The 24,689-nt window shown below is 70.6% G+C and carries 19 protein-coding genes; 12 read left to right on the top strand and 7 right to left on the bottom strand.

What is annotated here, in order from left to right; translation table 11 throughout:
• Window positions 1–178 precede the first annotated feature (178 nt).
• Window positions 179–2,029: a serine hydrolase gene (locus ACFVX4_RS28780; RefSeq protein ID WP_389982398.1), complete on the bottom strand. Its 1,851-nt coding sequence runs from the start codon at window positions 2,027–2,029 to the stop codon at window positions 179–181.
• A 182-nt stretch (window positions 2,030–2,211) separates the two neighbouring features.
• Between ACFVX4_RS28780 and ACFVX4_RS28775 the strand changes: the two genes are divergently transcribed.
• From ACFVX4_RS28775 to ACFVX4_RS28765, 3 genes are all read left to right on the top strand, one after another.
• The gene (locus ACFVX4_RS28775; protein WP_389982395.1) at window positions 2,212–3,321 is read left to right on the top strand and encodes a nitronate monooxygenase; all 1,110 of its coding nucleotides are present in this window, start codon (window positions 2,212–2,214) and stop codon (window positions 3,319–3,321) included.
• The gene (locus ACFVX4_RS28770; protein WP_389982392.1) at window positions 3,318–4,868 is read left to right on the top strand and encodes an acyl-CoA synthetase; all 1,551 of its coding nucleotides are present in this window, start codon (window positions 3,318–3,320) and stop codon (window positions 4,866–4,868) included. Before ACFVX4_RS28775 ends, ACFVX4_RS28770 begins: the two co-directional genes overlap by 4 nt.
• Window positions 4,869–5,000: 132 nt before the next feature.
• The gene (locus ACFVX4_RS28765; protein WP_389982390.1) at window positions 5,001–6,107 is read left to right on the top strand and encodes a calcium:proton antiporter; all 1,107 of its coding nucleotides are present in this window, start codon (window positions 5,001–5,003) and stop codon (window positions 6,105–6,107) included.
• Between the two features lie 108 nt (window positions 6,108–6,215).
• Here ACFVX4_RS28765 and ACFVX4_RS28760 read toward each other — a convergent pair whose 3' ends face one another.
• Window positions 6,216–8,624 carry a penicillin acylase family protein gene (locus ACFVX4_RS28760; RefSeq protein WP_389982387.1) on the bottom strand — a complete coding sequence of 803 codons (2,409 nt, stop codon included), beginning with the start codon at window positions 8,622–8,624 and terminating at the stop codon, window positions 6,216–6,218.
• Between the two features lie 149 nt (window positions 8,625–8,773).
• On the opposite strand from ACFVX4_RS28760, the gene ACFVX4_RS28755 reads away from it, so the two are divergent.
• Window positions 8,774–10,273 carry an acyl-CoA synthetase gene (locus ACFVX4_RS28755; protein WP_389982384.1) on the top strand — a complete coding sequence of 500 codons (1,500 nt, stop codon included), beginning with the start codon at window positions 8,774–8,776 and terminating at the stop codon, window positions 10,271–10,273.
• Window positions 10,274–10,386: 113 nt separating this feature from the next.
• Here the strand turns inward: ACFVX4_RS28755 and paaK are convergent, their stop codons facing one another.
• The gene (gene paaK, locus ACFVX4_RS28750) at window positions 10,387–11,676 is read right to left on the bottom strand and encodes a phenylacetate--CoA ligase PaaK (protein WP_389982381.1); all 1,290 of its coding nucleotides are present in this window, start codon (window positions 11,674–11,676) and stop codon (window positions 10,387–10,389) included.
• Between the two features lie 172 nt (window positions 11,677–11,848).
• Here paaK and ACFVX4_RS28745 point away from each other — a divergent pair, with 172 nt between their 5' ends.
• On the top strand, window positions 11,849–13,372 hold the full coding sequence (locus tag ACFVX4_RS28745) for an alpha/beta fold hydrolase (protein ID WP_389982378.1): 1,524 nt from the start codon (window positions 11,849–11,851) through the stop codon (window positions 13,370–13,372).
• A 26-nt stretch (window positions 13,373–13,398) separates the two neighbouring features.
• On the opposite strand, the gene ACFVX4_RS28740 is transcribed toward ACFVX4_RS28745, so the two are convergent.
• Complete coding sequence (locus ACFVX4_RS28740; RefSeq protein ID WP_389982375.1) at window positions 13,399–15,027, bottom strand: FAD-dependent oxidoreductase; 1,629 nt, start codon at window positions 15,025–15,027, stop codon at window positions 13,399–13,401.
• A 267-nt stretch (window positions 15,028–15,294) separates the two neighbouring features.
• Between ACFVX4_RS28740 and ACFVX4_RS28735 the strand changes: the two genes are divergently transcribed.
• The 7 genes from ACFVX4_RS28735 to ACFVX4_RS28705 all read left to right on the top strand — a co-directional run bounded on the left by ACFVX4_RS28735 (window position 15,295) and on the right by ACFVX4_RS28705 (window position 20,607).
• Window positions 15,295–16,416 (top strand): SchA/CurD-like domain-containing protein, encoded by a 1,122-nt coding sequence (locus ACFVX4_RS28735; protein WP_389982372.1) that lies wholly within the window; start codon window positions 15,295–15,297, stop codon window positions 16,414–16,416.
• 76 nt (window positions 16,417–16,492) lie between these two features.
• Window positions 16,493–16,927, top strand: coding sequence for a cupin domain-containing protein (locus tag ACFVX4_RS28730; RefSeq protein WP_389982369.1), 435 nt, complete (start codon window positions 16,493–16,495; stop codon window positions 16,925–16,927).
• Entirely contained in the window at window positions 16,924–18,192 is a 1,269-nt protein-coding gene (locus ACFVX4_RS28725; RefSeq protein WP_389982366.1) for a beta-ketoacyl-[acyl-carrier-protein] synthase family protein, read from the top strand. Before ACFVX4_RS28730 ends, ACFVX4_RS28725 begins: the two co-directional genes overlap by 4 nt.
• Complete coding sequence (locus ACFVX4_RS28720) at window positions 18,189–19,439, top strand: ketosynthase chain-length factor (protein ID WP_389982363.1); 1,251 nt, start codon at window positions 18,189–18,191, stop codon at window positions 19,437–19,439. Before ACFVX4_RS28725 ends, ACFVX4_RS28720 begins: the two co-directional genes overlap by 4 nt.
• A 15-nt stretch (window positions 19,440–19,454) precedes the next feature.
• Window positions 19,455–19,712, top strand: coding sequence for an acyl carrier protein (locus ACFVX4_RS28715; protein ID WP_389982360.1), 258 nt, complete (start codon window positions 19,455–19,457; stop codon window positions 19,710–19,712).
• Between the two features lies 1 nt (window position 19,713).
• Window positions 19,714–20,193: an SRPBCC family protein gene (locus ACFVX4_RS28710; protein WP_266424109.1), complete on the top strand. Its 480-nt coding sequence runs from the start codon at window positions 19,714–19,716 to the stop codon at window positions 20,191–20,193.
• Window positions 20,194–20,268: 75 nt separating this feature from the next.
• Window positions 20,269–20,607, top strand: a complete 339-nt coding sequence (locus ACFVX4_RS28705) for a TcmI family type II polyketide cyclase (RefSeq protein WP_389982357.1) — start codon at window positions 20,269–20,271, stop codon at window positions 20,605–20,607.
• Between the two features lie 69 nt (window positions 20,608–20,676).
• Here the strand turns inward: ACFVX4_RS28705 and ACFVX4_RS28700 are convergent, their stop codons facing one another.
• From ACFVX4_RS28700 to ACFVX4_RS28690, 3 genes are all read right to left on the bottom strand, one after another.
• Window positions 20,677–21,753 (bottom strand): methyltransferase, encoded by a 1,077-nt coding sequence (locus ACFVX4_RS28700; protein ID WP_389982354.1) that lies wholly within the window; start codon window positions 21,751–21,753, stop codon window positions 20,677–20,679.
• Window positions 21,754–21,788: 35 nt separating this feature from the next.
• Complete coding sequence (locus ACFVX4_RS28695; protein ID WP_389982351.1) at window positions 21,789–22,856, bottom strand: nitrous oxide reductase family maturation protein NosD; 1,068 nt, start codon at window positions 22,854–22,856, stop codon at window positions 21,789–21,791.
• 135 nt (window positions 22,857–22,991) lie between these two features.
• Entirely contained in the window at window positions 22,992–24,620 is a 1,629-nt protein-coding gene (locus tag ACFVX4_RS28690; protein ID WP_389982348.1) for an acyl-CoA synthetase, read from the bottom strand.
• Window positions 24,621–24,689: the final 69 nt, after the last annotated feature.

Below are 24,689 nucleotides of genomic sequence, written 5' to 3'. Positions count from 1 at the left end.
CCTGGGCACGGCGAGGGGGCGGCGGGGGGGGAAGGAGGGGGTGGGGGGGGGGGGGGGAGGAGCAACGCCGGTTGGCGGGGTGCCCCTGGTTTTGGTTTTCTTTGTGTTGTTCCTGTGCGGGGGAGGGGGGACGCCCCTCCCCCGCCACGGCGTCCCATCGGTCCGGTCCGACAGGCTCTCAGTCCGCCGACGCCGTCCAGCCCAGCGCCTCGATGCGCGCGGCGTCGCCGGACCGGCTCTCGTCGAAGACCGTCCGGTTGCCGTCCTCGACCCGGACGGCGTCCACGTAGACCCCGCGCCCTACGTACAGCTGATCCGTCGTGTACCGCCACCTCAGCCGGACCTCCTTGCCGTGCCAGGCGGCGAGGTCCGCGTCGAGGCGGTGCCACACCCGGCCGGACCAGCCGGAGACCGCGCCGGTGGGATGCGGCTCGGGCCCGGGATGGGGTTTCTCCGCCGTCGGTACGGTGGTGAACGGTACGGGCTGCCAGGTCGCCCCGGCGTCCGCCGACGCCTCCAGGAAGAGGAAGTCGGAGCCGGGCTCGGTGTCCCACCACAGGGCCGAGCTCAGCCGGGCGTGCGAGGAGCCGAGGCGCAGTGCCGGCAGGGTGAGCGTGGCGGAGGCGGCGCTCGCCATCCCCGAGAACCACGCCGTACGGCCACGCGCGGGACGGACCGCGACGGCGCGCGCCATCCGGTTGGCCGTGGCGACGCGCGGCGCGCTGCCGGAACGCCAACTGCGCACCGGGTGGACCGAGTTGCCGAGCACGATCAGGAACGAGTCGGTCGTCGGGTCCAGTACGAGACTGGTGCCGGTGAAGCCGGTGTGGCCCGCGGTGCGCGGCGTGGCCATCGCCCCCATGTACCAGTGCTGGTAGAGCTCGAATCCGAGGCCGTGCGCATCGCCCGGGAACGCGGTGTTGAAGTCGGTGAACAGCAGGTCGACCGATTCGGCGGAGAGGATCCGCGCACGCCCGTACACCCCGCCGTTGAGCAGCGTACGGGCGAGGACCGCCAGGTCCCAGGCGCAGGAGAAGACTCCGGCATGGCCCGCCACCCCGTCCAGGCTGTACGCGTTCTCGTCGTGGACCTCGCCCCAGACCAGTCCGCGGTCCAGTCCGGACCAGGGCAGCCGGGCGTCCTCGGTCGCGGCGATCTTCGGCTTCCAGGAGGCCGGTGGGTTGTACCGGGTGCGGTGCATCCCGAGCGGAGCGGTGATCTGCTCACGGAGCAGGACATCCTGCGTTCGGCCGGTGATCTTCTCCAGGACCAGCTGGAGCGAGATCAAGTTGAGGTCGGAGTAGAGGTACACCGTGCCGGGCGGGCTGGCGGGCACCTCGTTCCACAGCAGTTGCAGCTTCCCCTCCCGCGTCGGCGCTTTGTACAGCGGAATCCAGGCACGGAATCCCGAGGTGTGCGTGAGCAGCTGACGGATCGTGATGTCCTGCTTGCCGCCGCCGGCGAAATCGGGGAGGTACGAGGCGACCTTCGCCTCCAGTTCCAGCGTCCCGCGTTCGATCTGCTGCACGGCCAGGATCGAGGTGAACAGCTTCGAGACCGAAGCCAGGTCGAAGACGGTGTCCTCGGCCATGGGGATCTGCCGGTCGGGCGGGAACTCCACTCCGGTGTCGGTCTTCTCGTCGTACGCCGCGTAGCGCACGGCCTTGCCGATCGGCTGGTGCAGGGCCACCGTGCCGCCCCGCCCGGCGAGCAGCACCGCACCCGCGTACCAGGGGTGCTTGGGGGAGTCGGAGAGGAACTTCTCCGCGTCGGCGACCAATTGGTCCAGGGGCTCCTGAAGCAGCCCGGCGCGGGCAGCCGGTCCGCGCCGCAGTGTCGGCCGGCCCTGCCCCGACGCGGCGCTCCCGAGGGCTCCTGCGCGCATATCCGACGACCCCGCCCCCGACTCCATGGCCGACGCCCGCTCCGCGAACGGAATCGGCGCCAGGGCGAGTGCCCCGCCCAGGGCCAGCATCCCACCCCCGAGCCTCCGTCGGCTGATCCCTCTGCCCGCCGCGTCCTCGGTCATCCGGAACCCCTTCCTGCTGCGCGAAAGTAACTTTCGAAATTTCGTCCGACAATGAAACTTCCTGCCGCCGCAGAGATTACTGTCACCCCCGCCGTCACGGAGGCCCCCTGCGTCACAAAGAATCTGACACAGCATCAGGAAATCTCTTCCCTCGGCTGTCCTGCTGCGGCATCCTGCGGCCCATGGAGACGGAGCTGAGCAAGAAACTGGGAGTCGAGCACGCCATCTTCGGCTTCACGCCGTTCCCCGCGGTGGCCGCGGCCATCACCCGGGCCGGCGGATTCGGCGTACTCGGCGCGGTCCGCTACACCGCCCCCGAAGACCTCGCGCGCGACCTCGACTGGATGCAGGAACACACCGACGGCAAGCCGTACGGCCTCGATGTCGTCATGCCCGCGAAAAAGGTGGAGGGGGTGACCGAGGCCGATGTCGAGGCGATGATCCCGGCCGGACACCGACAGTTCGTCCAGGACACCCTCGCCAAGCACGGCGTACCGGAACTCCCCGAGGGCGAGGTGTCCGGCTGGCGCATCACCGGCTGGATGGAGGAAGTCGCCCGCAACCAGCTCGACGTCGCCTTCGACTACCCCATCCGGCTCCTCGCCAACGCCCTCGGGTCACCGCCCGCCGACATCGTCCGGCGCGCCCACGACCGGGGCGTGCTCGTCGCCGCCCTCGCCGGGAGCGCCAAGCACGCCCGCCACCACGCCGACGCGGGCATCGACATCGTCGTCGCCCAGGGGTACGAGGCGGGCGGCCACACCGGCGAGATCGCCTCCATGGTCCTGGTCCCGGACGTCGTCGACGCCGTCGGACCGCTGCCCGTCCTCGCCGCCGGCGGGATCGGCAGCGGCGAGCAGATCGCCGCCGGACTCGCCCTCGGCGCCCAGGGCGTCTGGCTCGGCTCCCTCTGGCTGACCACCGAGGAGGCCGACCTCCACTCCCGCGCGCTGACCCGCAAACTCCTCGCCGCCGGCTCCGGCGACACCGTCCGCTCCCGCGCGCTCACCGGTAAACCCGCGCGCCAGCTCCGTACCGAGTGGACCGACGCCTGGGACGACCCGGCGGGACCCGGCACTCTCCCGATGCCGCTCCAGGGGCTGCTGGTGGCCGAGGCCGTATCGCGTATCCAGAAGTACGAGACCGGCGCGCTGCTCGGTACCCCCGTCGGCCAGATCGTCGGCCGGATGAACAGCGAACGCGGCGTGCAGGCCGTCTTCGACGATCTGACCCGCGGTTTCGAGCGTGCCGTGGACCGGATCAACCGCATCGCCGGACGGAGCGCCTCATGACTCGAACCCCCAACGGCTTCTGGGCCCAGGCCACCGCCGACCCCGACCGCACGGTCCTGATCGCACCCGACGGCGAGAGCTGGACGGCGGGCCGGCTGCACACCGCCGCCAACCGCCTCGTCCACGGACTGCGCGCGGCCGGGCTGCGGCGGGGCGACGCGTTCGCGGTCGTGCTGCCCAACGGCGTCGAGTTCTTCACTGCCTATCTCGCCGCCGCCCAGGCCGGTCTCTACCTCGTACCCGTCAACCACCACTTCGTCGGCCCCGAGATCGCCTGGATCGTCTCCGACTCCGGCGCCAAGGTGCTCATCGCCCACGAGCGGTTCGCGCAGGCCGTGACCGAGGCCGCCGACGAGGCGAAGCTGCCGGCGGCCCAGCGCTTCGCCGTGGGCACCGTCGACGGTTTCCGCCCGTACGCCGAACTGCTCGAAGGACAGCCCGGACGAGCCCCGGACGACCGCACCCTGGGCTGGGTCATGAACTACACCTCGGGCACCACGGGCCGCCCGCGCGGCATCCGCCGACCGCTCTCCGGCCGGCTCCCCGAGGAGAGCCACCTCGGCGGATTCCTCGGCATCTTCGGCATCAAACCGTTCGACGGCAACGTCCACCTGGTCTGCTCGCCGCTCTACCACACCGCCGTTCTGCAGTTCGCGGGCGCGTCTTTGCACATCGGACACCCGCTGGTGCTGATGGACCGATGGACGCCCGAGGAGATGCTGCGGCTCATCGACACCCACCGCTGCACCCACACGCACATGGTCCCGACCCAGTTCCACCGCCTCCTCGCCCTCCCCGACGAAGTGAGACGGCGCTACGACGTCACGGCCATGCGGCACGCCATCCACGGTGCGGCGCCCTGCCCCGACCACGTCAAACGCGCCATGATCGACTGGTGGGGGAGGTGCGTCGAGGAGTACTACGCGGCCAGCGAGGGCGGCGGCGCCTTCGCCACCGCCGAGGACTGGCTGAAGAAACCGGGCACGGTAGGCCGGGCCTGGCCGATCAGCGAACTCGCCGTCTTCGACGACGACGGCAACCGGCTGCCGCCCGGCGAGCTCGGCACCGTCTACATGAAGATGAACACCGGCGGCTTCAGCTACCACAAGGACGAGACCAAGACGCGGAAGAACCGCATCGGCGACTTCTTCACCGTCGGCGACCTCGGCATCCTCGACGAGGACGGCTACCTCTTCCTCCGCGACCGCAAGATCGACATGATCATCTCCGGTGGCGTCAACATCTACCCCGCCGAGATCGAGGGCACCCTCCTCGGCCACCCCGCGGTCGCCGACGTCGCGGTCTTCGGCATTCCGCACCCCGACTGGGGGGAGGAGGTCAAGGCGGTCGTCGAACCGGCCCCGGGACACGAGGCGGGCCAGGAGCTCGCCGCCGGGATCCTGAGCCACTGCGAACAGCGTCTCGCCGGGTACAAGCGCCCCAGAACCATCGACTTCATCGACGCGATGCCCCGCGACCCCAACGGCAAGCTCTACAAACGGCGGCTGCGCGACCCGTACTGGGAAGGACATCAGCGGGCCCTGTGAACCACCGCCAGTCCGTGAACCACCGCCAGTCCGTGAACCGCCGCCAGTCCGTGAACCGCCGCCAGTCCGTGAACCGCCGGCCGTCCGCCGCCCGACGAGCGCCTTCGTACCGGCTCTGGCAGGGTGTGGCCCATGAAAGCGAGCGCGACGGTCCGGTCACTGGCGACCCGGTGGACGGTGGTCGTGCCGATCGTCGCCGCCCTCGCGCTGGTCTTCAGCTGGGGACGGGAACTGCCGGCGCTCGCCGTCGCCGTGGTCGGGCTCTGTCTCGCCGGCGCCGTCCTGGCCGCCGTGCACCACGCCGAGGTCATCGCCCACCGGGTCGGGGAACCGTTCGGCTCGCTCGTCCTGGCCGTCGCCGTCACCGTGATCGAAGTGGCCCTCATCGTCACCCTGATGGTGGACGGCGGCCCCAAGACGTCCGCGCTCGCGCGCGACACCGTCTTCGCCGCCGTGATGATCACCTGCAACGGAATCGTCGGGCTGTCCCTGCTCGTGGGCGCCGTCCGTTCCCGCGTCGTCGTCTTCAACGCCGAAGGCTCCGGGGCCGCCCTCGCGACCGTCGCCACGCTCGCCACCCTCAGCCTGGTCCTGCCGACCTTCACCGTCGGCAAACCCGGTCCCGAGTTCTCCACCGCCCAACTGGCGTTCGCCGCCGTCGCCTCACTCTTCCTGTACGGGCTGTTCGTCGCCGTGCAGACGGTGCGGCACCGCGAGTACTTCCTGCCCCTCACACCCGAGGGCGCGCTCAAGCCGGACGAGCACCACGCGCCGCTGCCCGGCCGGGGCGCCACCGCCCTGAGCCTGGTGATGCTGCTGGTCGCGCTGGTCGCGGTCGTCGGCGACGCCAAGTCCGTCTCGCCGACCATCGAGTCCGGGGTGGAGGCGGCCGGGATGCCCCAGGCGGTGGTCGGTGTCGTCATCGCGCTGCTGGTACTGCTGCCGGAGACCCTGGCGGCGGTGCGGGCCGCCCGTCGCGAGCGCGTCCAGACCAGTCTCAATCTCGCCCTCGGCTCGGCGATGGCGAGCATCGGCCTGACCATTCCGGCCATCGCCCTCGCCTCGGTCTGGCTCGACGGACCGCTCCATCTCGGCCTCGGCGCCACCCATATGGTGCTGCTCGCACTCACTGTGGTGGTCGGCGCGCTGACCGTCGTACCGGGACGGGCCACCCTGCTCCAGGGCGGCGTCCATCTGTCGATCTTCGCCGCGTTCGTCTTCCTCGCGATCAGCCCCTGATTCCGCGCGATCAGCCCTTGATTCCGCGCGGCCGATCCCGGATTCCGCGCGGTCGGTCCCTGTCCACCCGCCGGGCGGGCAGGGACCGACCGATCGCACTGTGAGGACCTACCGGCGTTCGTGGACCCGCACGACCCGCAGCGCGGGCGAGCGCAGGATGTCCTTCTCGCAGAACCGGGACGTCACCCACCGCTCACCCGAGTACAGCTCGGTCTGGTCGCCGTAATGCGGCGAGTGCGGGTTGGAGGACTGGGAGTACGTGAGCAGGGTGCGCGCCACCGGGCATGCGCTGCCGTCCCAGCCGACCGCCTGGATGTAGCTGGAGCCCGCCGACACCTCCCGGTAACCGCCGGCCGCCGTGTCCCACACCGGCTCCGTCTTGTTCCAGATGCCGAGCGATTCCGTACCGCCGCCGATCGGGATGCGCTTCCCGTTCCGTTCCACCGACTGGTGCCGGCCCAGCGGGGCGTCCAGCGCGATCCCGGCCGCCCGCAGTTCGGCCACCGCGTCGGCGAGAGCCCTGGCGACGCCGGGCGCGGAGACGTTCAGCGTGTTCGGCGTACCGACCGGATCGGCGGGGGAGAACGGCACCTTCCACAGCTCGGCCTGTGGGACCGCGGCCGTTGCCCTGCGCCAGAACCGGTCGAAGAGCAGCGCGCCCCGGCTGCCGGTGTCGACCTTCCGGTCCCAACGCCGCAGCACCTCGCACGCCGCCGACACATCGACCGCCCTGCCGACCGCACTGCCGCCGGGCAGCGCCGCGCAGGCCGCTGCCATATCCGCGGCGGTCAGATCACCGGCCGGCGCACGGTTCGCGAACTGCTGGCCCTGCAGATCGGCCACGGTCAGCCGGCCCTTCGCCGCCATCGCGGACACATCCTCGATCGCGCCCCGGGTCCGCATCGAGCGGGGCGTGCCGAGCGTGCCGAAGATCCTCTCGAAGCCGGTCAGCGGCGCGGAGGCGTTCGTCAGCCAGGCGCTGTCGTTGGAGTTCTCCACGTACGGGGCGTCCTTCACGGTGGGCATCCGGTTCGGCCCGAAGATGCCCGGCTGCACGGCGTCCGGGTCCGAACCAAGTGCGCAGTCGCTCCTCGAACCGTCCAGCACCGCGAGCCCGGACGACGGATACGTCGCCCTGCCCAGCGGGGTGGAGCACCGCGCCGCGAGCTCGTCCGTGATCCTGGGCAGCACCTGCGACTGCGAGAAGAACGAATGCCCGGACGAGTCGGCGGCGATGGTGTTCACCCACGGCAGCCCCTGGGTACGGTGCAGCGCGGCCCGGATGTCGGCGGTGCTGCGGGCCCGGCTGAAGCCGAGACCGGCGTCCGAGAATCGCAGATTCACGGCGTTCGGGTCATTGAGCGCGTACGCGGTCGTCGTCGTCCAGGGCAACGGCAGCCCGGCACCGAGCGAGGTGACGACCGGCCCGTACCGGGTCCACCACTGCGTGCGGGTCACGGCACCGCCGCCCTTCACCGCGACCGAGACCGTGCGCTTCGTCATCCGCTCGGGTCTGCCGTCCACCAGATACGCGGTCGGATCGGCCGGATCGAGGGTGAGCTGATGCAGGTTGAGCGGGACACCGGTGGCCACGGTGTGGCTCCACGCGATGTTTGTGTTGTGCCCGATGGACACGATGGGCGCGCCGAGCAGTGAACCGCCCGCCACGTTCAGCTCACCGGGAATGGTCTGCTGCGACTGCCAGAACCGCCGTCCGCCCTGCCACGGGTAGTGCGGATTGCCGAGCAGCAGGCCCCGCCCGTTCGCCGTCGTGTCCCCGCGGAACGCGACCGCGTTGGAACCCATGTCGGCGTTCTGCGTCGACAGCAGCCTCCGGGCCGCGTCCGCCGCCTCGTCCGGCGTCGGAGCCGTGGGCGGCTGCGAGCCATCCGTGGGCGGCCGAGCGTCCGTGATGCCGTCGATGCCGCGTCCCTGACCGGCGAGCACCGAGAGCGCGTAGCCGCGCACCACCACATCCAGCGTGGTCACCGGCCGTACCCAGGCGGCGCCCCGGCAGGCCGGGTCGTCGATCCGGTTCTGCGCCAGCCACGCGTTGTATCCGGCCGCCCAGCCGCGCTCCAGCTCCCTGACGTCACGGCTCTGACCCGCCGGTGCGGGAGCCTTCAGCAGCTTCTCCACCGTGCGGCTCTGGCGGACCCCGCGGAAGTAGAGGTCGCTGGAGAGGTTCTTCGTCGCGGCGGACAGCGAGCCGTCCGGAGCCGCGTCCGGACCGAAGTACCGGGACCGCTCGCCGCGCAGCGTCACGAAGCCGTCGGCGAGGGTGCACACCTGGTCGGCGGCCTGGGCCCAGCCGTTGCCGAAGCCCAGGTTCGCGTAGTCCTTCGCCACGATGTGCGGGATGCCGTATTCGGTGTACCGGATCGTGGCGGACAGCCCGCCGCCCGATGGGCGGTGGGAGCGCGAGGCGTCGGTCGCGGCGGGCGGCAACGTCGCCGAAACGGTGAACAGCGCGAGGCCGGATATCGCAAGAAGTCTCAGACGGTTGCGGAGAGGCAACGGTCCTCCCAACTGTGCGGGTGCGAAAGGCGGTTGCCCGAGGGTTCGAGTCGCCACGCGCAACTCAGCCAGCACCTGCGCACCCCTGTCAACATCACCTCCGTATCCGGACCCTTGACCCCCGGGTTCCGGCCGCACACGATCACGCCATGACAGGTGTACGGAGCAGCACAGTCGACGGAGTCCTGGCACGCAGCGCCCGGCGCACCCCGGAGCGCACCGCCCTGCGGTACGCGGACAGGTCATGGACCTACGCGGAGCTCGACGCGGCCGTCAGCACCGCCGCCGCCGTGCTCGCCGGCGAGCACGAACTGCGCCCCGGCGACCGGGTCGCCTGCTACGCGCACAACTCCGACGCGTATCTGATCGGTTACCTCGGCTGCGCCCGCGCGGGCCTGGTCCATGTGCCGGTCAACCAGAACCTCACCGGCGACGACCTCATGTACATCCTCGAACAGTCCGGCAGCGCCCTCGTCCTCACCGACCCGGCCCTCGCCGACCGGATTCCGGCCGCGTTCCCCGTACGCCCGCTGCGCGACGCACCGGACTCCCTCCTGGCGGCCACCGCCACCCCGCGCCCCTTCGCCCCGGAACGCGAACCGGCCGCCGGAGACCTCGTCCAGCTGCTCTACACCTCGGGCACCACCGCGCTGCCCAAGGGCGCGATGATGACCCACGGCGCACTCGTGCACGAGTACGTCAGCGCGATCACGGCGCTCGATCTGCGGGCCACCGACCGGCCCGTCCACTCGCTGCCGCTCTACCACTCCGCCCAGATGCATGTCTTCCTGCTGCCCTACCTCGCGGTCGGGGCACAGAACACGATCCTCGACGCGCCCGACGCGAACCGGATCTTCGACCTCGTCGAGACGGGACAGGCGGACAGCGTCTTCGCGCCGCCGACCGTCTGGATCGGCATCTCCCAGCACCCCGGCTTCACCACCCGCGAACTCGGCGGCCTGCGCAAGGCGTACTACGGCGCGTCGATCATGCCCGTGCCCGTACTGGAACGGCTCCGCGAACGGCTGCCCGCGCTCGCCTTCTACAACTGCTTCGGGCAGAGCGAGATCGGCCCGCTCGCCACCGTCCTCGGACCGGACGAGCACGAGGGCCGGATGGACTCCTGCGGCAGGCCCGTCCTCTTCGTCGAGGCCCGGGTCGTCGACGAGGACGGAAAGGAGGTCCCCGACGGCACGGCCGGCGAAGTGGTCTACCGCTCACCCCAGTTGTGCGAGGGCTACTGGGACCAACCCGAGGAGACCGCGGAGGCCTTCCGCGACGGCTGGTTCCACTCCGGCGACCTCGCGGTGCGCGATGCCGAGGGGTTCCTCACCGTCGTCGACCGGGTGAAGGACGTCATCAACTCCGGCGGTGTCCTCGTCGCCTCCCGGCAGGTCGAGGACGCCCTCTACACCCACCCCGCCGTCGCCGAGGCCGCCGTCGTCGGACTGCCCGACCAGCGCTGGATCGAGGCCGTCACCGCGGTCGTCGTGCTGCGCGGCGACGCGACGGCGGCCGAACTCATCGACCACGCCCGCGAGCGGCTCGCCCACTTCAAGGCCCCGAAGAAGGTCCTCTTCGTGGACGAACTGCCGCGCAGCGCCAGCGGGAAGATTCTCAAGCGGGAGCTGCGCGACCGGTTCGCGTAGCGCATGGCGTACGGCCAGGACCGGGTACCCGCCGGTCCTGGCCGCGCAGTAGGCCGCGGTGAAGAACATCCCCACGGGCGTGATCCAGTAGGCCGAGGGCGGCCCGAGGACCTTCAGCACCCGCCGCGCTCGTCCACGATCCGCCTGAACTTGCCGACCGACCTCTCCAGGGTCTCGGGATCGACGATCTCGACCCCGACCGACACCCCGATCCCGTCCTTGACGGCCGCCGTGATCGACGCCGCGGCCGCCGCCCGCTGCTCCGGGGCGGCCCCCGCCCGCGCCTCCGCCCTCACGGTCAGCGCGTCGAGACGGCCCTCGCGGGTCAGCCGCAACTGGAAGTGCGGAGCCACCCCCGGTGTGCGCAGCACGATCTCCTCGATCTGGGTCGGGAAGAGATTCACGCCGCGCAGGATCACCAGATCGTCGCTGCGCCCGGTCACCTTCTCCATCCGCCGGAACACCCTGGCCGTACCCGGCAGCAGCCGGGTGAGGTCCCGTGTCCGGTAGCGGATCACCGGCATGGCCTCCTTGGTGAGCGAGGTGAAGACCAGCTCGCCCTCCGCCCCCTCCGGCAGCACCTCGCCGGTGAACGGATCGACGACCTCGGGATAGAAGTGGTCCTCCCAGATGTGCAGCCCGTCCTTCGTCTCGACGCACTCCTGCGCCACCCCGGGGCCCATCACCTCCGAAAGGCCGTAGATGTCCACCGCGTCGATCGCGAACCGCTCCTCGATCTCGCGCCGCATCTCCTCAGTCCACGGCTCCGCACCGAAGATCCCGACCTTCAGGGAGGTCGAACGCGGATCGACGCCCTGCCGTTCGAACTCGTCGAGGAGCGTCAGCATGTACGACGGCGTCACCATGATGATCTCGGGGCGGAAGTCCTGGATCAGCTGGACCTGCCGGGCCGTCATGCCCCCGGAGGCGGGGACGACCGTGCAGCCGAGCCGCTCCGCCCCGTAGTGCGCGCCGAGTCCACCGGTGAACAGCCCGTATCCGTAAGCGACATGGACCTTCTGCCCGGGACGTCCACCGGCGGCCCGGATGGAGCGGGCGACCACGTCGGCCCAGGTGTCCAGGTCCCGTTGGGTGTAGCCGACGACGGTCGGGCGGCCCGTCGTCCCGCTGGACGCATGGATCCTCCGTACGCGCTCCTCGGGGACGGCGAACATACCGAAGGGGTAGTTGTCCCGCAGGTCGGCCTTGGTCGTGAAGGGGAAACGGGCGAGATCGGCGAGGGTACGGCAGTCGTCCGGGCGCAGTCCGGCCTTGTCGAACGCGGCCCGGTAGTGGCCGACGTTCTCGTACGCATGGTGCAGCGTGGCCCGGAGCCGCTCCAGCTGGAGTGCTTCCAGCTCGTCCCGGCCCAGTCGTTCCGCCTCGTCCAGCAGAGCCGTCATCCGGATCTCCCTCTTCCGAGCAGGCGACCGATCATTCGGTCGATCTTTCGACAGTAGTAATTCAGGATGTTCCGCCCCATGGCAAGAGGCGTGACGCAGCTCATCCGCGTCGCGGATTCGCTCACACCGAACACGGCTGCGCCGCTCGTGCGGCCCTGTTTGGATGGCAGGCATGCCGATCTTCCACGCATACGACGGGACCGAACTCGCCTACCGCCTTCTGGGGAAGGGCACACCGCTGATCTGCCTGCCCGGCGGGCCGATGCGGGCCGGTGCGTACCTGGGGGACCTCGGCGGACTCTCCGCCCGCCGCCGGCTCGTGGTGCCGGATCCGCGCGGGACCGGGGACTCCGCGGTGCCGGACGACCCGTCGACGTACCGCTGCGACCGCCTGGTCGACGACGTCGAGGCGCTGCGCGAACATCTCGGCGAGGAACGCATCGACCTGCTCGCCCACTCCGCCTCCGCCAACCTGGCCGCGCTCTACGCCGCCAGGCACCCCGAGCGGCTGCGTACGCTCACACTCGTCACCCCCGGCACCCGGGCGGTCGGCATCGACGTCACCGACCAGGACTGGCGCGAGGCGAGCGAACTCCGGCGCGACGAACCGTGGTACGCGGACGCACGGGCCGCCCTGGACGACTTCCTCGCGGGCCGCGCCTCCGGCCAGGTCCGTGCCGTTGTCGCGCCGTTCGCCTACGGACGCTGGGACGAGGCCGCCCGGACCCATGCCGAGGCGGCGCCGGCACAGACCAACTCCTCGGCCGCGCCCTTCTATTACCAGGACGGCGTTTTCGACCCGGCCACCACGAACGCCGCGCTGACAGCGGTCACCGCACCGGTTCTCGTCCTCGCGGGGGAGTACGACGCGGGGCCGACTCCGGACCGCGCCGCCGAACTGGTCGCACTCTTCCCGAACGCCGAGTTCGTCGTGCAGCGCGGCGCCGCGCACTTCCCCTGGCTGGACGACCCGGGCGCCTTCGTCCGCACGGTGGAGGCCTTCCTCGACCCGGAGGTGCTCAGCGTGCACGCCGGTGGCACCCGGCTCGCCCACCGGGTGCGGGGGGATCCGTCGGCACCGCCCGTCGTGCTCGCCCACGGCCGCTGCGACGACAGCAGGACCTGGACCACGATCGCCGAACGCCTCGCGGCCGAACACCGGGTGTACGCCTTCGACTTCCGCGGCCACGGACTCAGCGACTGGCCCGGCCGCTACTCCCTCGAGCTGTTCCGGGACGATCTGCACGCCTTCCTGGAGGCCCGCAACCTGGCGGGAGCCACCGTGATCGGGCACTCCATGGGCGCTGCTGCCGCCTATCTGCTCGCCGAGCGGGAACCCGGGCTGATCGGCCGGCTCGTCCTGGAGGAGGTGCCGCCGCCGTTCCCGCTCGATCCGCCGCGCGGTGTCGCCGAACGGCCCGACGGGGAACTGGACTTCGACTGGCCGGTGGTGCCGTCGACCGATGCCCAGCTGAACGAACCGGATCCCGCCGGACGGGAACGCCTCGGCGAGATCGTTGCCCCGACGCTCGTCATAGGCGGCGGCCCCACCAGCCAGATCGCCCAGGAGAGACTGGTCTGGATGGCGGGGCGGATACCCGACGGCCGGTTCGTCACCATCGACGCAGGACATCTCGTCCACACCGAGCGGCCGGATGAATTCCTCGCGGAATTAAGGAAGTTCGGCCTTTCCTGAGTCCGTCACGGGCGTCGACGGAGGGATCAGGAACGGTGCAGCAGGGAGGTCAGGACCTCGTGGAGGGTGCTCTCGGCATCCGCCGCGGGGCCCGTCGACCGCCAGGCCACGAAACCGTCGGGACGCACCAGCACGGCGCCTTCGGACGTCGTCCCGTGGATCTCGGCCCAGTCGACGCCGTTCTCCGGCTCCAGATCGGCACCCGGGCCGATGCCGTACGCCTGGAGCCGGACCGAGAGCCGGTCGGCGACCCGCGCCGCCGCCCGGCGCCACGCCACGTTCTCACCGTCGGTGAGCAGCACGAGCGTGTGCTCGTACAGATCGAGTGTGGACTTGCGCTCACCGTCCTGATGGACCCACAGATGCGGTGCACGACTGCCTGGTTCACCGTTCAATTGCATCCCCTGCGGCACCACCGGCTGCTCGGGGTCGGTGCCCAGCACCGCGCCGCGGACATAGCGGTAGCCCAGCGCCACACTCAGCATGCCGCCCTGCCTTCCGCCGCCCACGCCCGGCGCCGCGGAGTATCCCGGGTGGCTGTGCTCGCTGGAGCGCGCCGAAGCCCGTGCGCTCGTCGCCCGTGCCACCGGCAGCCGCTCCGCCTCGTACGTGTCCAGCAGGCCCGGACCCGCCTCGCCCTTCAGCACGGTGGCGAGCTTCCAGGCGAGGTTGTGCGCGTCCTGGATGCCGGTGTTGGACCCGAACGCCCCGGTGGGGGACATCTCGTGGGCCGAGTCACCGGCGAGGAAGACCCGGCCGGAGGAGTACCGTTCGGCGACCCGCTCCGCGGCGTGCCACGGCGCCTTGCCGGTGATCTCGATGTCGATGTCCGGAGCACCGACCGCCGTACGGATGTGCTCGGCGCACCTCTCGTCGGTGAAGTCCTCCAGGGTTTCGCCGAGTTGGGGCTGCCACGGCGCGTGGAACACCCACTCCTTCTTGTTGTCGACCGGCAACAGGGCACCGTCCGCAGCCGGGTTGGTCAGATAGCAGACGATGAAGCGCCGGTCGCCCAGCACGTCGGCGAGCTGCCGGGAGCGGAAGGTGATGCTGACGTTGTGGAAGAGGTCGCCGGGACCCGTCCGGTCGATGCGCAGCTGGTCACGGATGGGGCTGCGCGGACCGTCGGCCGCGATCAGGTAGTCCGCGCGCACAGTGATGTGCTCGCCGGTCTCCCGGTTCTTCAGCGCCGCGTCCACCCCTGACGAGTCCTGGTCGAAGCTCTGCATCTCGGTGGAGAACCGCAGGTCACCGCCCTGTTCCCGGGCCAGCTTCACCAGTACCGGCTCCAGGTCGTTCTGGCTGCACAGGCACCAGCCGGTCGGACTAAAACGGGCGATCCCGCCACCCGGGTCGATCTCCTTGAACAGCCACTCCTGATCGTCCCCGGTGAGCGAACCGGCTTGCAGGATGCCGTGGTTGTCGGCGAGGACGGAGGCCGCCTGCCGGATGTCCGCCTCGGCACCGGCCGTGCGGAACACCTCCATCGTGCGGACGTTGTTGCCGCGGCCGCGCGGGTGTGTCGAGGTGGACCGGTGCTTCTCGACCAGCAGGTGCTCGACCCCGAGCCGGCCGAGGAAGAGTGAGGCGGACAAGCCCACCAGGGAGCCGCCCACGATGAGGACCGGCACGCGGATGTCGACGTTCTCGTTCATCAGTTGCTCCAGCTCGGACGCCGTTCGGTTGCATTGTTCAATGCCCTGGTGAGAGCGGTTCGGACGCTCGCTCACCTGAACGGTTCATAAATCTCGCGCCACCCGGACCAGCGTTTCACGATCGGTCACGGAGACGACGCCCGCGGCCTCGGGGGCGGACCATTCACATCCGCCGGGAGAGTCCCCGCTCCGAATCCACTCGCCAACCGACGGTTGACGGCATGCCACCCGGCTCGACCACGAAACAGTCTCGAAGGAGATCGAAAGATGACCACCACCCTCTCGGAACGGATCTCCCAGTCCGCCTTCGACGGTTCCCGGCTGCGCGTCGTGCTGCTGCTGGACCTCTACGACGGGGCCCAGAAGGAGTTCCTCGAGGCGTACGAGCACCTGCGCAATCAGGTGGCGTCCGTCCCCGGACACATCAGCGACCAGCTGTGCCAGTCCATCGAGAACCCCTCCCAGTGGCTGATCACCAGCGAATGGGACAGCGCACCTCCCTTCCTCGCCTGGGTGAACAGCGAGGAGCACGTCGCGACGGTCCAGCCGCTGCACAACTGCGTGCGCGACACCCGGTCGCTGCGCTTCAGCGTCCTGCGGGAGACCGGGAAGGCCTTCGAGATGGCGCCCGAGACGGTCAAGGGCCGCCTCCAGGCGTCCCCGCGCCTGGGCGACGGGGTGGTGCGCCACGCGCTCACCTTCACCGTCAAGCCGGGCACCGAGGACGTCGTGGCGAAGATCCTGGCCGACTACGACTCCCCGAACGCACGGGTCGACGACGACACCCGGCTGCGCCGCACCTCGCTCTTCATGCACGGAAACCGCGTCGTGCGGGCCGTCGAGGTCGAGGGCGACCTGCTCGCCGCCCTGCGCCACGTCGCCCGGCAGCCCGAGGTCAGGGCCGTCGAAGAGGCGATCAACCCGTACCTGGAGCAGGACCGGGACCTCAGCGACCCGGACTCCGCCCGGATGTTCTTCACCCGGGCGGCGCTGCCGACCGTCCACCACGTGACCGCCGGCCGGCACAAGGCGGAGGACATCCGCCGGCACGCACTCTTCTACGAGGCCAAGGAGGGCTGCGGCATGGCCCTCGCCCGGCTCCTTGCCGAGCACGACGAGGAGGCGGCCGACGACCCGGCGAGCATCATCGACAGCAGCACCATCTTCCAGCGCGACGACGTCGTCGTCCGCCTCCTCGAAGCGGTCGAACCGATCGACGCGCAGCCTGCCCAGGCGGTGGGCATCGACGGCCCCGGCAAGGTGGCCAGGCTCGGACGTCTCCTCGACGGCGGCAGCAACGCCGTCCCCGCGGACGAGCGGGGCATCTCGCAGTTCCTCAAGCAGTCCGAGATGACCCTGATCACGGATCGGCGGGCCGTGGAGTCCTGAACCGCGCATCCGCACCCTGGGGGGTTCTCGCTCAACCCGTCAACACAACGCGCAATGCGCCAGGAGGAAGGCAGTCATGACCACGCACCGGCCACGCATCGTGGACCTCAGTGAGACGCAGCCCAACCGCAGGCGTGGAGGGGATCTTCGCGCCATGCTCACGCCGACAGCGGTGGGAGCCACCAGTGGCTTCATGGGGCTGGCGATCGTTCAGCCCGGCGACCGCATCGGCGAGCACTACCACCCGTACTCCGAGGAGTTCGTGTACGTCGTGAACGGTCTGCTGGAAGTGGATCTGGACGGTGAACCGCACCGGATGCGGCCCGACCAGGGCCTGCTGATTCCTCCCCATGTACGCCACCGATTCCGCAACGTGGGCGACGTCGAGGCACGCATGGTCTTCCACCTCGGCCCGCTCGCCCCGCGTCCGGAGCTCGGCCACGTCGACACCGAGCACACCGAATCCGCCGACCGCGTCGCGCCTCCGGAACGAACGGAGGCCGCCTCGTGACCCGCCGGGTGGCGGTCACCGGCGTGGGTGTCGTCGCCCCCGGCGGGATCGGCGCACCGGCGTTCTGGGACCTCCTCGCGAACGGACGCACCGCGACCAGGGGCATCACGCTCTTCGACCCAGCCGGATTCCGCTCCCGGATCGCCGCCGAGTGCGACTTCGACCCGGCGGCGCACGGGCTGGACGCCGCCACCGTCGACCGGTCGGACCGCTACATCCAGTTCGCGATGGTGGCCGCCAGGGAGGCCCTCGGCGACGCGGGCCTCGACCCGGAGAAGGTGGACCCCTGGCGGATGGGGGTGTCGCTGGGCACCGCGGTCGGCGGCACCACCCGGCTGGAGCACGACTACGTCGCCGTCAGCGAGAGCGGTGCCCGCTGGGACGTCGACCACCGGTCGGCCGGCCCCCACCTGGAGCGGGCCTTCTCACCCAGCACCCTCGCCTCGGCGGTGGCCGAGCAGGTCGGCGCGCACGGTCCGGTGCAGACCGTCTCCACGGGCTGCACCTCCGGCCTGGACGCGATCGGGTACGCCTTCCAGTCCATCGAGGAGGGCCGCGTCGACGTGTGCATCGCCGGTGCGTCGGACTCACCGATCACCCCGATCACCGTGGCGTGCTTCGACGCCATCAAGGCCACGTCGGCGAACAACGACGACGCCGAGCACGCCTCCCGGCCGTTCGACGCACGCCGCGACGGCTTCGTCATGGGCGAGGGCGGGGCGGTCCTCGTCCTGGAGGAGCTGGAACACGCCCGTGCCCGCGGCGCCACCGTGTACTGCGAGATCGCAGGCTACGCCACCTTCGGCAACGCCTACCACATGACCGGGCTGACCCCCGAGGGCCTGGAGATGGCCGAGGCGATCAACCGGGCGCTGGGCCACGCCCGTATGGACGGGTCGCAGATCGACTACGTCAACGCGCACGGCTCGGGCACCAAGCAGAACGACCGGCACGAGACGGCCGCAGTGAAGCGGGCACTGGGCGCACACGCTTTCGATATCCCGATGAGTTCGATCAAGTCCATGGTCGGCCACTCGCTGGGGGCGATCGGCGCGATAGAAATCGCGGCCTGCGTACTCGCCCTGGTCCACCAGACGGTGCCGCCGACGGCGAACTACGAGCATCCCGACCCCGAATGCGACCTCGACTACGTGCCGCGCACCGCGCGTCCCCTGAAGCTGCGCAGCGTCCTCTCGGTGGGCAGCGGATTCGGTGGCTTCCAGTCGGCGGTGGCCCTGACCCGAACAGGTGGGAGGACACCATGAGAACCCGCAAAGCCCGGCGCACCGTCGTCACCGGCATCGGTGTGGTCGCCCCCAACGGCAGTAACACCGAGGCCTTCTGGAAGCGGACGCACGAAGGAATGAGCGTCCTGGACCGGGTCACCCGCGAGGGCTGCGAACACCTGCCCCTGCGCGTCGCGGGCGAGGTGCGGGGATTCGAGGCGGTCGAGCTGATCGAGGAGCGATTCCTTGTCCAGACCGACAAGTTCACGCACTTCGCGATGGCCGCCGCGGACATCGCGCTGGACGACGCCCGGCTCGGCCGCGCCGACTACGAGGATTCACCCTTCGACATCGGCGTGGTGACCGCTGCCGGGTCCGGCGGGGGCGAATTCGGCCAGCGTGAACTCCAGCGGCTCTGGGGACAGGGGTCCAGCTACGTGGGCCCGTACCAGTCCATCGCCTGGTTCTACGCGGCCAGCACCGGCCAGATCTCGATCCGCGGCGGCTTCAAGGGGCCGTGCGCGGTCGTGGCCAGCGACGAGGCCGGCGGTCTGGACGCACTGGCGCACGCCGCCCGTTCGATCCGCGGCGGCGCCGAAGCGGTGGTGGTCGGAGCGGCCGAGGCCCCCCTGGCGCCCTACTCGGTCGTCTGCCAGCTCGGGTACGAGGACCTGAGTACCGTCGAGGACCCCACCCGCGCCTACCGGCCGTTCACCTCGGAGGCCTGCGGCTTCGTGCCGGCCGAGGGCGGCGCCATGCTGGTGGTCGAGGAGGAGCAGTCGGCGCGCCGGCGCGGGGCCAAGGTCCGGGCCGAACTCGCCGGACACGCAGCCACGTTCACCGGAGCGTCGAGGTGGGAGGAGTCCCGGGAGGGCCTCGCCCAGGCGATCATCGGCGCCCTGCGGGAGGCCGACTGCGCGCCGGACGAGATCGACGTCGTCTTCGCGGACGCCCTCGGTGTGCCCGTGGCCGACCGCGCCGAGGCGCTGGCGATCGCCGACGCCCTCGGCGCGCACGGCAGGCGGGTGCCGGTGACGGCGCCCAAGACAGGTATCGGGCGCGCCTATTGCGGTGCCCCGGTGCTGGACGCGGCCGCCGCGGTGCTCTCCATGGAGAACGCGCTCATACCGCCCACCCCGAACGTCTTCGAGGTGTGCCACGACCTCGACGTGGTCACCGGCAGCGCCCGCCCCGCCGAACTGCGGACGGCGCTGGTGCTCAGCCGTGGGCTCATGGGCTCGAACGCGGCGATGGTGCTGCGGCGCTCCACCGACCCCCAAGCGTGAGAAGGAGAAGTCCTCATGACCGACCGACTGACCTACACGGAACTCGCCGTCCTGATGAAGAAGGGCGCCGGAGTCACCGTCGACCCGCGCGACATGGAGCAGCGCCCCAGTTCGGCCTTCGACGAGTACGGCCTCGACTCGCTGGGCCTGCTCGGCATCGTGGGCGTGCTGGAGAACCGGCACGGCCGGGCGCTGCCGGCCGATGCCGACCGTTGCAAGACCCCCCAGGAATTCCTCGACCTCGTCAACAACAGCCTCATGACAGGAGCCTGACGTGCCCGGACACACCGAGAACGAGATCACCATCGCCGCCCCCCTGGACCTGGTCTGGGACGTGACGAACGACCTGGAGAACTGGCCGCGGCTGTTCAGCGAGTACGCCGCGGTCGAGGTCATCGAGCGGGACGGCGACAGCACGACCTTCCGTCTGACGATGCACCCCGATGAGAACGACAAGGTGTGGAGCTGGGTCTCCGAGCGGACCGTGGACCGTGCCAACCGCACCGTCCGTGCCCGCCGTGTGGAGCCCGGTCCGTTCCAGCACATGAACATCCGTTGGGAGTACTCGGAGGTTCCCGGCGGCACCAAGATGCACTGGGCCCAGGACTTCGCGATGCGTCCCGACGCACCCGTCGACGACGCCTGGATGACCGACAACATCAACCGCAACTCCAAGGTCCAGATGGAGCTGATCCGGGACAAGATCGAGCAGCGCGACCGGGAGCGCCGCACCGCCTCGGTCGGGGCCAACTGACCCGCCATCCGCCCACGACTCGCCACCCGGCCACCCGGCCGGGTGCCGGGACGGGAACCAGAAAGGCATCTCCCGATGCACCACGCTCTGATCGTCGCCCGGATGGCCCCTGGTTCGGCGCCGGACATCGCCGAACTGTTCGCGGCCTCCGACAGCGGCGAACTGCCGCACCTCGTCGGCGTCACGAGGCGCAAGCTCTTCCAGTTCGGCGACGTGTATCTGCACCTGATCGAGTCGGAGCAGCCGCCGGGCCCCGAGATCGCGAAGGTGACCGAGCACCCGGAGTTCAAGGACATCAGCGACAAGCTCACCGCCTACGTCAGCGCGTACGACCCGCTGACCTGGCGTGGTCCCAAGGACGCCATGGCCCACGAGTTCTACCGGTGGGAGCGCGGCACCCCCGACAGGCTCTGAGACCGACGATCGCCCCGGGTCCGGCCGAAAGGCCGGACCCGGGGCGATTTCCGTCCGGGGGAGGGGCGGTCAGTCGGGGACCACGCACTCGAACGCGTGGAGGTAGGCGTTGACCGCGACGACCTCGCCGATCAACAGCCCGGCGTCGGAGATCCGGGTGACCAGGCTCTCCCTGGTGTGCTTCGCGCCGCCGACGTTGAGGAGCAGCAGCAGGTCCATCGCGGTGGTGAACCGCATCGAGGGGGTGTCGTCGACGAGGTTCTCGATGACGACGACCCTGGCTCCCGGGCGGGCCGCCGCGACGACGTTGCGCAGCGTCCGGCGGGTGCTGTCGTCGTCCCACTCCAGGATGTTCTTGATGATGTAGAGGTCGGCCTCGACGGGGATGGCCTCACGGCAGTCCCCGGCGACGATCCGGGTCCGGTCGACGAGCGCGCCCTCGTCCCGCAGCCGGGCGTCCGCCCGCGCCACCACGCCCGGCAGGTCCATCAGGGTGCCGTGGAGCGACGGGTACTTCTCCAGCAGGCTCGCCACCACGTGCCCCTGGCCGCCGCCGATGTCGGCGACCGAGGACACCCCGGTGAGGTCGAGGAGTTCGGCGACGTCCAGCGCGGACTGCATGCTGGAGGTGGTCATCGCGCGGTTGAAGATCTGCGCGGACTCGTGGGCTTCCTGGTGGAGGTAGTCGAAGAACCCCTTGCCGTGCACGTCCGCGAAGACGCTCCTGCCGGTGCGTACCGCGTCGTCGAGGTGCGGCCAGACGTCCCAGGTCCAGGGCTCGGTGCACCACAGTGAGATGTCGCGCAGGCTGTTGGGGTCGTCCTTGCGCAGCAGGCGTGACATCTCCGTGTGGGCGAACTGCCCGTCCGGGGTCTCGGTGAAGATCCCGTAGCAGGACAGGGCGCGCAGCAGCCGCCGCAGCGGCGCCGGCTCGGCCTTCACCAGGGCCGCGAGTTCCTGCGCCGTCGCGGGCGTCTCGCCCAGCGCGTCGGCGACGCCCAGCCGGGCGGCGGCGCGCACGGCGGCGGCCCTGGCCGCGCCGAAGACGAGCTCACGCAGCTGCATGGCCGGCTGCGGGGGAGTGACGGGGTGCGGGAGGGCGGCGTGTACGGGGGTGGGTGTGGGGGTGGGGCTCACAGTGGTCATGCTGTTTCGCTTCTCCTCGTGCGGGGGTGCACCGGTCAGCACATCCCGGCCGGTGCGGACTTGGCGCAGACGTTGTCGGTGAACGTGTTGCCCTTACCGGTGTCCCCATTGGCGAGGTCGGCCGGCTTGTTGCCGAGCACGACGTTGTCGCTGATGGCGTTGCCGGTGTTCTTGGTGCCCACGAAGCTCTTGAACAGGACGACACCGCCGGACATCGGGGTGGCGCCCGAGTTGTCGCGGATCGTGTTCGAGCGCACCTTGGTGTCCGCGGCGCCGGTGAGCACGATGCCGGAGCCCTGGAGGGCCGGCAGCCGTTCGGTCGCGGAGCAGAACTTGTTGTTGCCGGTGACCTTGTTGGACTCGATCTTCATCGCTCCGGCCTGCGGCTTGCCCTCGTCGCCCACGACGAACACACCGGTGCAGTTGCCGGTGAAGCTGTTGCCGTGGACCGACAGGTTGCGCACCCGCCTGGCGGTGAAACCGATCCGGTTGTCGGTGAGTGTGTTGTCCCGGAGCTCGGTGCCCCGGGTGTCGGTGGCGCCGCCCTCCTTGTCCACGGTGTTCGCGACGAAGATGCCCGCGTCGCCGTTGGCACGGGCGGTGTTGCCCGTGAAGGCGCCGCGGGTGGAGCGCTCCTGGGCGATGCCCCAGACGCCGTTGTGTTCGGCGGTCACCCGCCGGACGGTCAGCCGGTCGGTCCAGGAGGCCCAGACGCCGTTCTTCTTGAAGCCGGAGACGGTCAGCGAGTCGATGCGCACACCGTCCACGGTCCCGCCCGCCCTGCCCAGGACGCAGACTCCGCTGCCGGTCTTCGCGCAGGCGTTGGCGGCCTTCGCACCCGGCTCGGCCGGCCGCAGCACGGTCCCGCTGCCGGAGCCGCGCAGGGTCAGGCCGGGCTTGGTGACCAGGACGCTCTCCCGGTACGTGCCGGGCAGCACGACGACGGTGTCACCCGGCCGGGCGGCGTCCACCGCCTTCTGGATCGACTGGCCCGGACGGACCTCGTGCGAGTCCGTGGCCGAGGCGGAGGGGACGGACATCCCGCATCCCGCGGCCGAGAGGACCGCGACGGGGACAAGGATCGTGATGTTTCGTTTCCTCATGAGCCGAAGTTATGGGCGATCCCTCCCGGCGGCCACATAGGGTGAGCGGATGGGTTCGGAGCGTGCCCGAATGGCTTACTGGGGACCCGCCGCCCGGCGGCCGGGCCCGGTCCGCCCGCGCGGCCGGGCCCGCCCTCATTCCCCGGGTTCGCGCCGGGGTGCGACGACCGAGCGGGCCCACCGGTAGTCGGCCTTGCCGCTCGGCGAGCGCTGGATCCGGCGGGTGATCACCAGCCGACGGGGGAGCTTGTAGCCCGCCAGACGGGTCCGGCAGTGGGCCTGGAGCTCGTCGAGCGAGGGCTCGGACGCCCCCTCGCGCAGCTGCACCACCGCCGCGACACGGTTGCCCCACCGGTCGTCGGGCACCGCGGCGACCAGTACGTCGTACACGTCCGGATGGGCCTTCAGCGCCTGCTCGACCTCCTCGGGGTACACCTTCTCGCCCCCGGTGTTTATGCACTGCGAGCCGCGGCCGAGGACCGTGACGATGCCGTCCTCGTCGACCGTCGCCATGTCACCGAGCAGGACCCATCGCTCGTCGCCCCTGCGGAAGAAGGTCTCCGCGGTCTTCTGCGGGTCGTTGTAGTACCCGAGCGGCACGTGTCCGCGCTGGGCGATCCGCCCCGGCTCACCCGGGGCCACCGGCTCGTACGTGGCCGGATCGACCACCGCCGTACGGGAGTTGACCTGGAGCCGGAAGCCGTTCTTCGGACCCGAGTCGGCCGTGGCCGTGCCATTGAACCCGGACTCCGACGAGCCGAAGTTGTTCAGCAGCATCACCGTCGGCACGAGTGCCTGGAACTCCGCGCGCACTGAGTCCGACATGATCGCGCCCGAGCTGGACACGGAGAACATCGACGAGCAGTCGGTGCCCTTCAGCGGGCCCTTCAGCGCGTCGATCAGTGGCCGCAGCATCGCATCGCCCACCAGCGACACACTGGTGACCTTCTCCTTCTCGATCGTACGGAGCACCTCCTGGGGCACGAACTTGCGGTGCACCACGATCCGCTGCCCGAAGTTGAAACCGATGAAGGCGGTGAGTGTCGAGGTGCCGTGCATCAGCGGTGGAGTGGGGAAGAAGGTGATCCCGTCACCGCCGGCGGCGACCCGCTCGGCCAGCTCCTGCGGTGTCTTCACCGGCTCGCCGGTCGGTGCGCCGCCGCCCAGGCCGGAGAAGAAGAGGTCCTCCTGGCGCCACATCACGCCCTTGGGCATTCCGGTGGTGCCGCCCGTGTAGATGATGAACTGGTCGTCGGCCGACCGCGGCGGGAAGCCGCGCTCCGGACTCCCGGCCGCCTCGGCATCGGTGAACGCGACGGCGTCGGGGCTCCGGCCCCCCGCCTCCGGTGCGCCCACCCGCACCAGATGACGCAGGCCCGGGGCCTTCGGCGCGGCGGCCGCGACCCGCTCGTCGAACTCGGCGTCGAAGACCAGCGCGGCCAGATCTGCGTCGCGGTAGAGGTAGACCAACTCCTCTTCCACATAGCGGTAGTTCACATTGACGGGGACGATGCGGGCCTTGAGGCAGGCCAGCACGGTCTGGAGGTACTCGACCCCGTTGTAGAGGTGCAGCCCCAGATGCTCGCCGGGGGCGATGCCCGCCTCGATCAGATGGTGGGCGACGCGGTTGGCCGCCGCGTCCAGCTCCGCGTACGTCAGCCGGCGCTCCGCACCCGTACCGGGATGGTCGAGGTAGACGAGCGCCTCGCGTTCCGGGACCGCGTCGACGACCGACTCGAACAGGTCGGCAAGGTTGTACTCCACCGTTCCTCCTGACCCCGGAAGCTGACTGGCTCGGCGGTCATTAGAGCGCCGGGAGGCGCAACTGGGAAG

The sequence above is a fragment of the Streptomyces sp. NPDC058240 genome, assembly GCF_042882135.1.
GTDB lineage: Bacteria > Actinomycetota > Actinomycetes > Streptomycetales > Streptomycetaceae > Streptomyces.
Note: the sequence above shows the minus strand (reverse complement) of the source record. Positions and strands in the feature narration are given on the sequence as shown.

Coding starts and splice junctions, on each gene's coding strand:
- ACFVX4_RS28780 (WP_389982398.1), bottom strand. CDS start 2,029: ATGACCGAGGACGCGGCGGGCAGAGGGATCAGCCGACGGAGGCTCGGG.
- ACFVX4_RS28775 (WP_389982395.1), top strand. CDS start 2,212: ATGGAGACGGAGCTGAGCAAGAAACTGGGAGTCGAGCACGCCATCTTC.
- ACFVX4_RS28770 (WP_389982392.1), top strand. CDS start 3,318: ATGACTCGAACCCCCAACGGCTTCTGGGCCCAGGCCACCGCCGACCCC.
- ACFVX4_RS28765 (WP_389982390.1), top strand. CDS start 5,001: ATGAAAGCGAGCGCGACGGTCCGGTCACTGGCGACCCGGTGGACGGTG.
- ACFVX4_RS28755 (WP_389982384.1), top strand. CDS start 8,774: ATGACAGGTGTACGGAGCAGCACAGTCGACGGAGTCCTGGCACGCAGC.
- paaK (WP_389982381.1), bottom strand. CDS start 11,676: ATGACGGCTCTGCTGGACGAGGCGGAACGACTGGGCCGGGACGAGCTG.
- ACFVX4_RS28745 (WP_389982378.1), top strand. CDS start 11,849: ATGCCGATCTTCCACGCATACGACGGGACCGAACTCGCCTACCGCCTT.
- ACFVX4_RS28740 (WP_389982375.1), bottom strand. CDS start 15,027: ATGAACGAGAACGTCGACATCCGCGTGCCGGTCCTCATCGTGGGCGGC.
- ACFVX4_RS28735 (WP_389982372.1), top strand. CDS start 15,295: ATGACCACCACCCTCTCGGAACGGATCTCCCAGTCCGCCTTCGACGGT.
- ACFVX4_RS28730 (WP_389982369.1), top strand. CDS start 16,493: ATGACCACGCACCGGCCACGCATCGTGGACCTCAGTGAGACGCAGCCC.
- ACFVX4_RS28720 (WP_389982363.1), top strand. CDS start 18,189: ATGAGAACCCGCAAAGCCCGGCGCACCGTCGTCACCGGCATCGGTGTG.
- ACFVX4_RS28715 (WP_389982360.1), top strand. CDS start 19,455: ATGACCGACCGACTGACCTACACGGAACTCGCCGTCCTGATGAAGAAG.
- ACFVX4_RS28705 (WP_389982357.1), top strand. CDS start 20,269: ATGCACCACGCTCTGATCGTCGCCCGGATGGCCCCTGGTTCGGCGCCG.
- ACFVX4_RS28700 (WP_389982354.1), bottom strand. CDS start 21,753: ATGACCACTGTGAGCCCCACCCCCACACCCACCCCCGTACACGCCGCC.
- ACFVX4_RS28695 (WP_389982351.1), bottom strand. CDS start 22,856: ATGAGGAAACGAAACATCACGATCCTTGTCCCCGTCGCGGTCCTCTCG.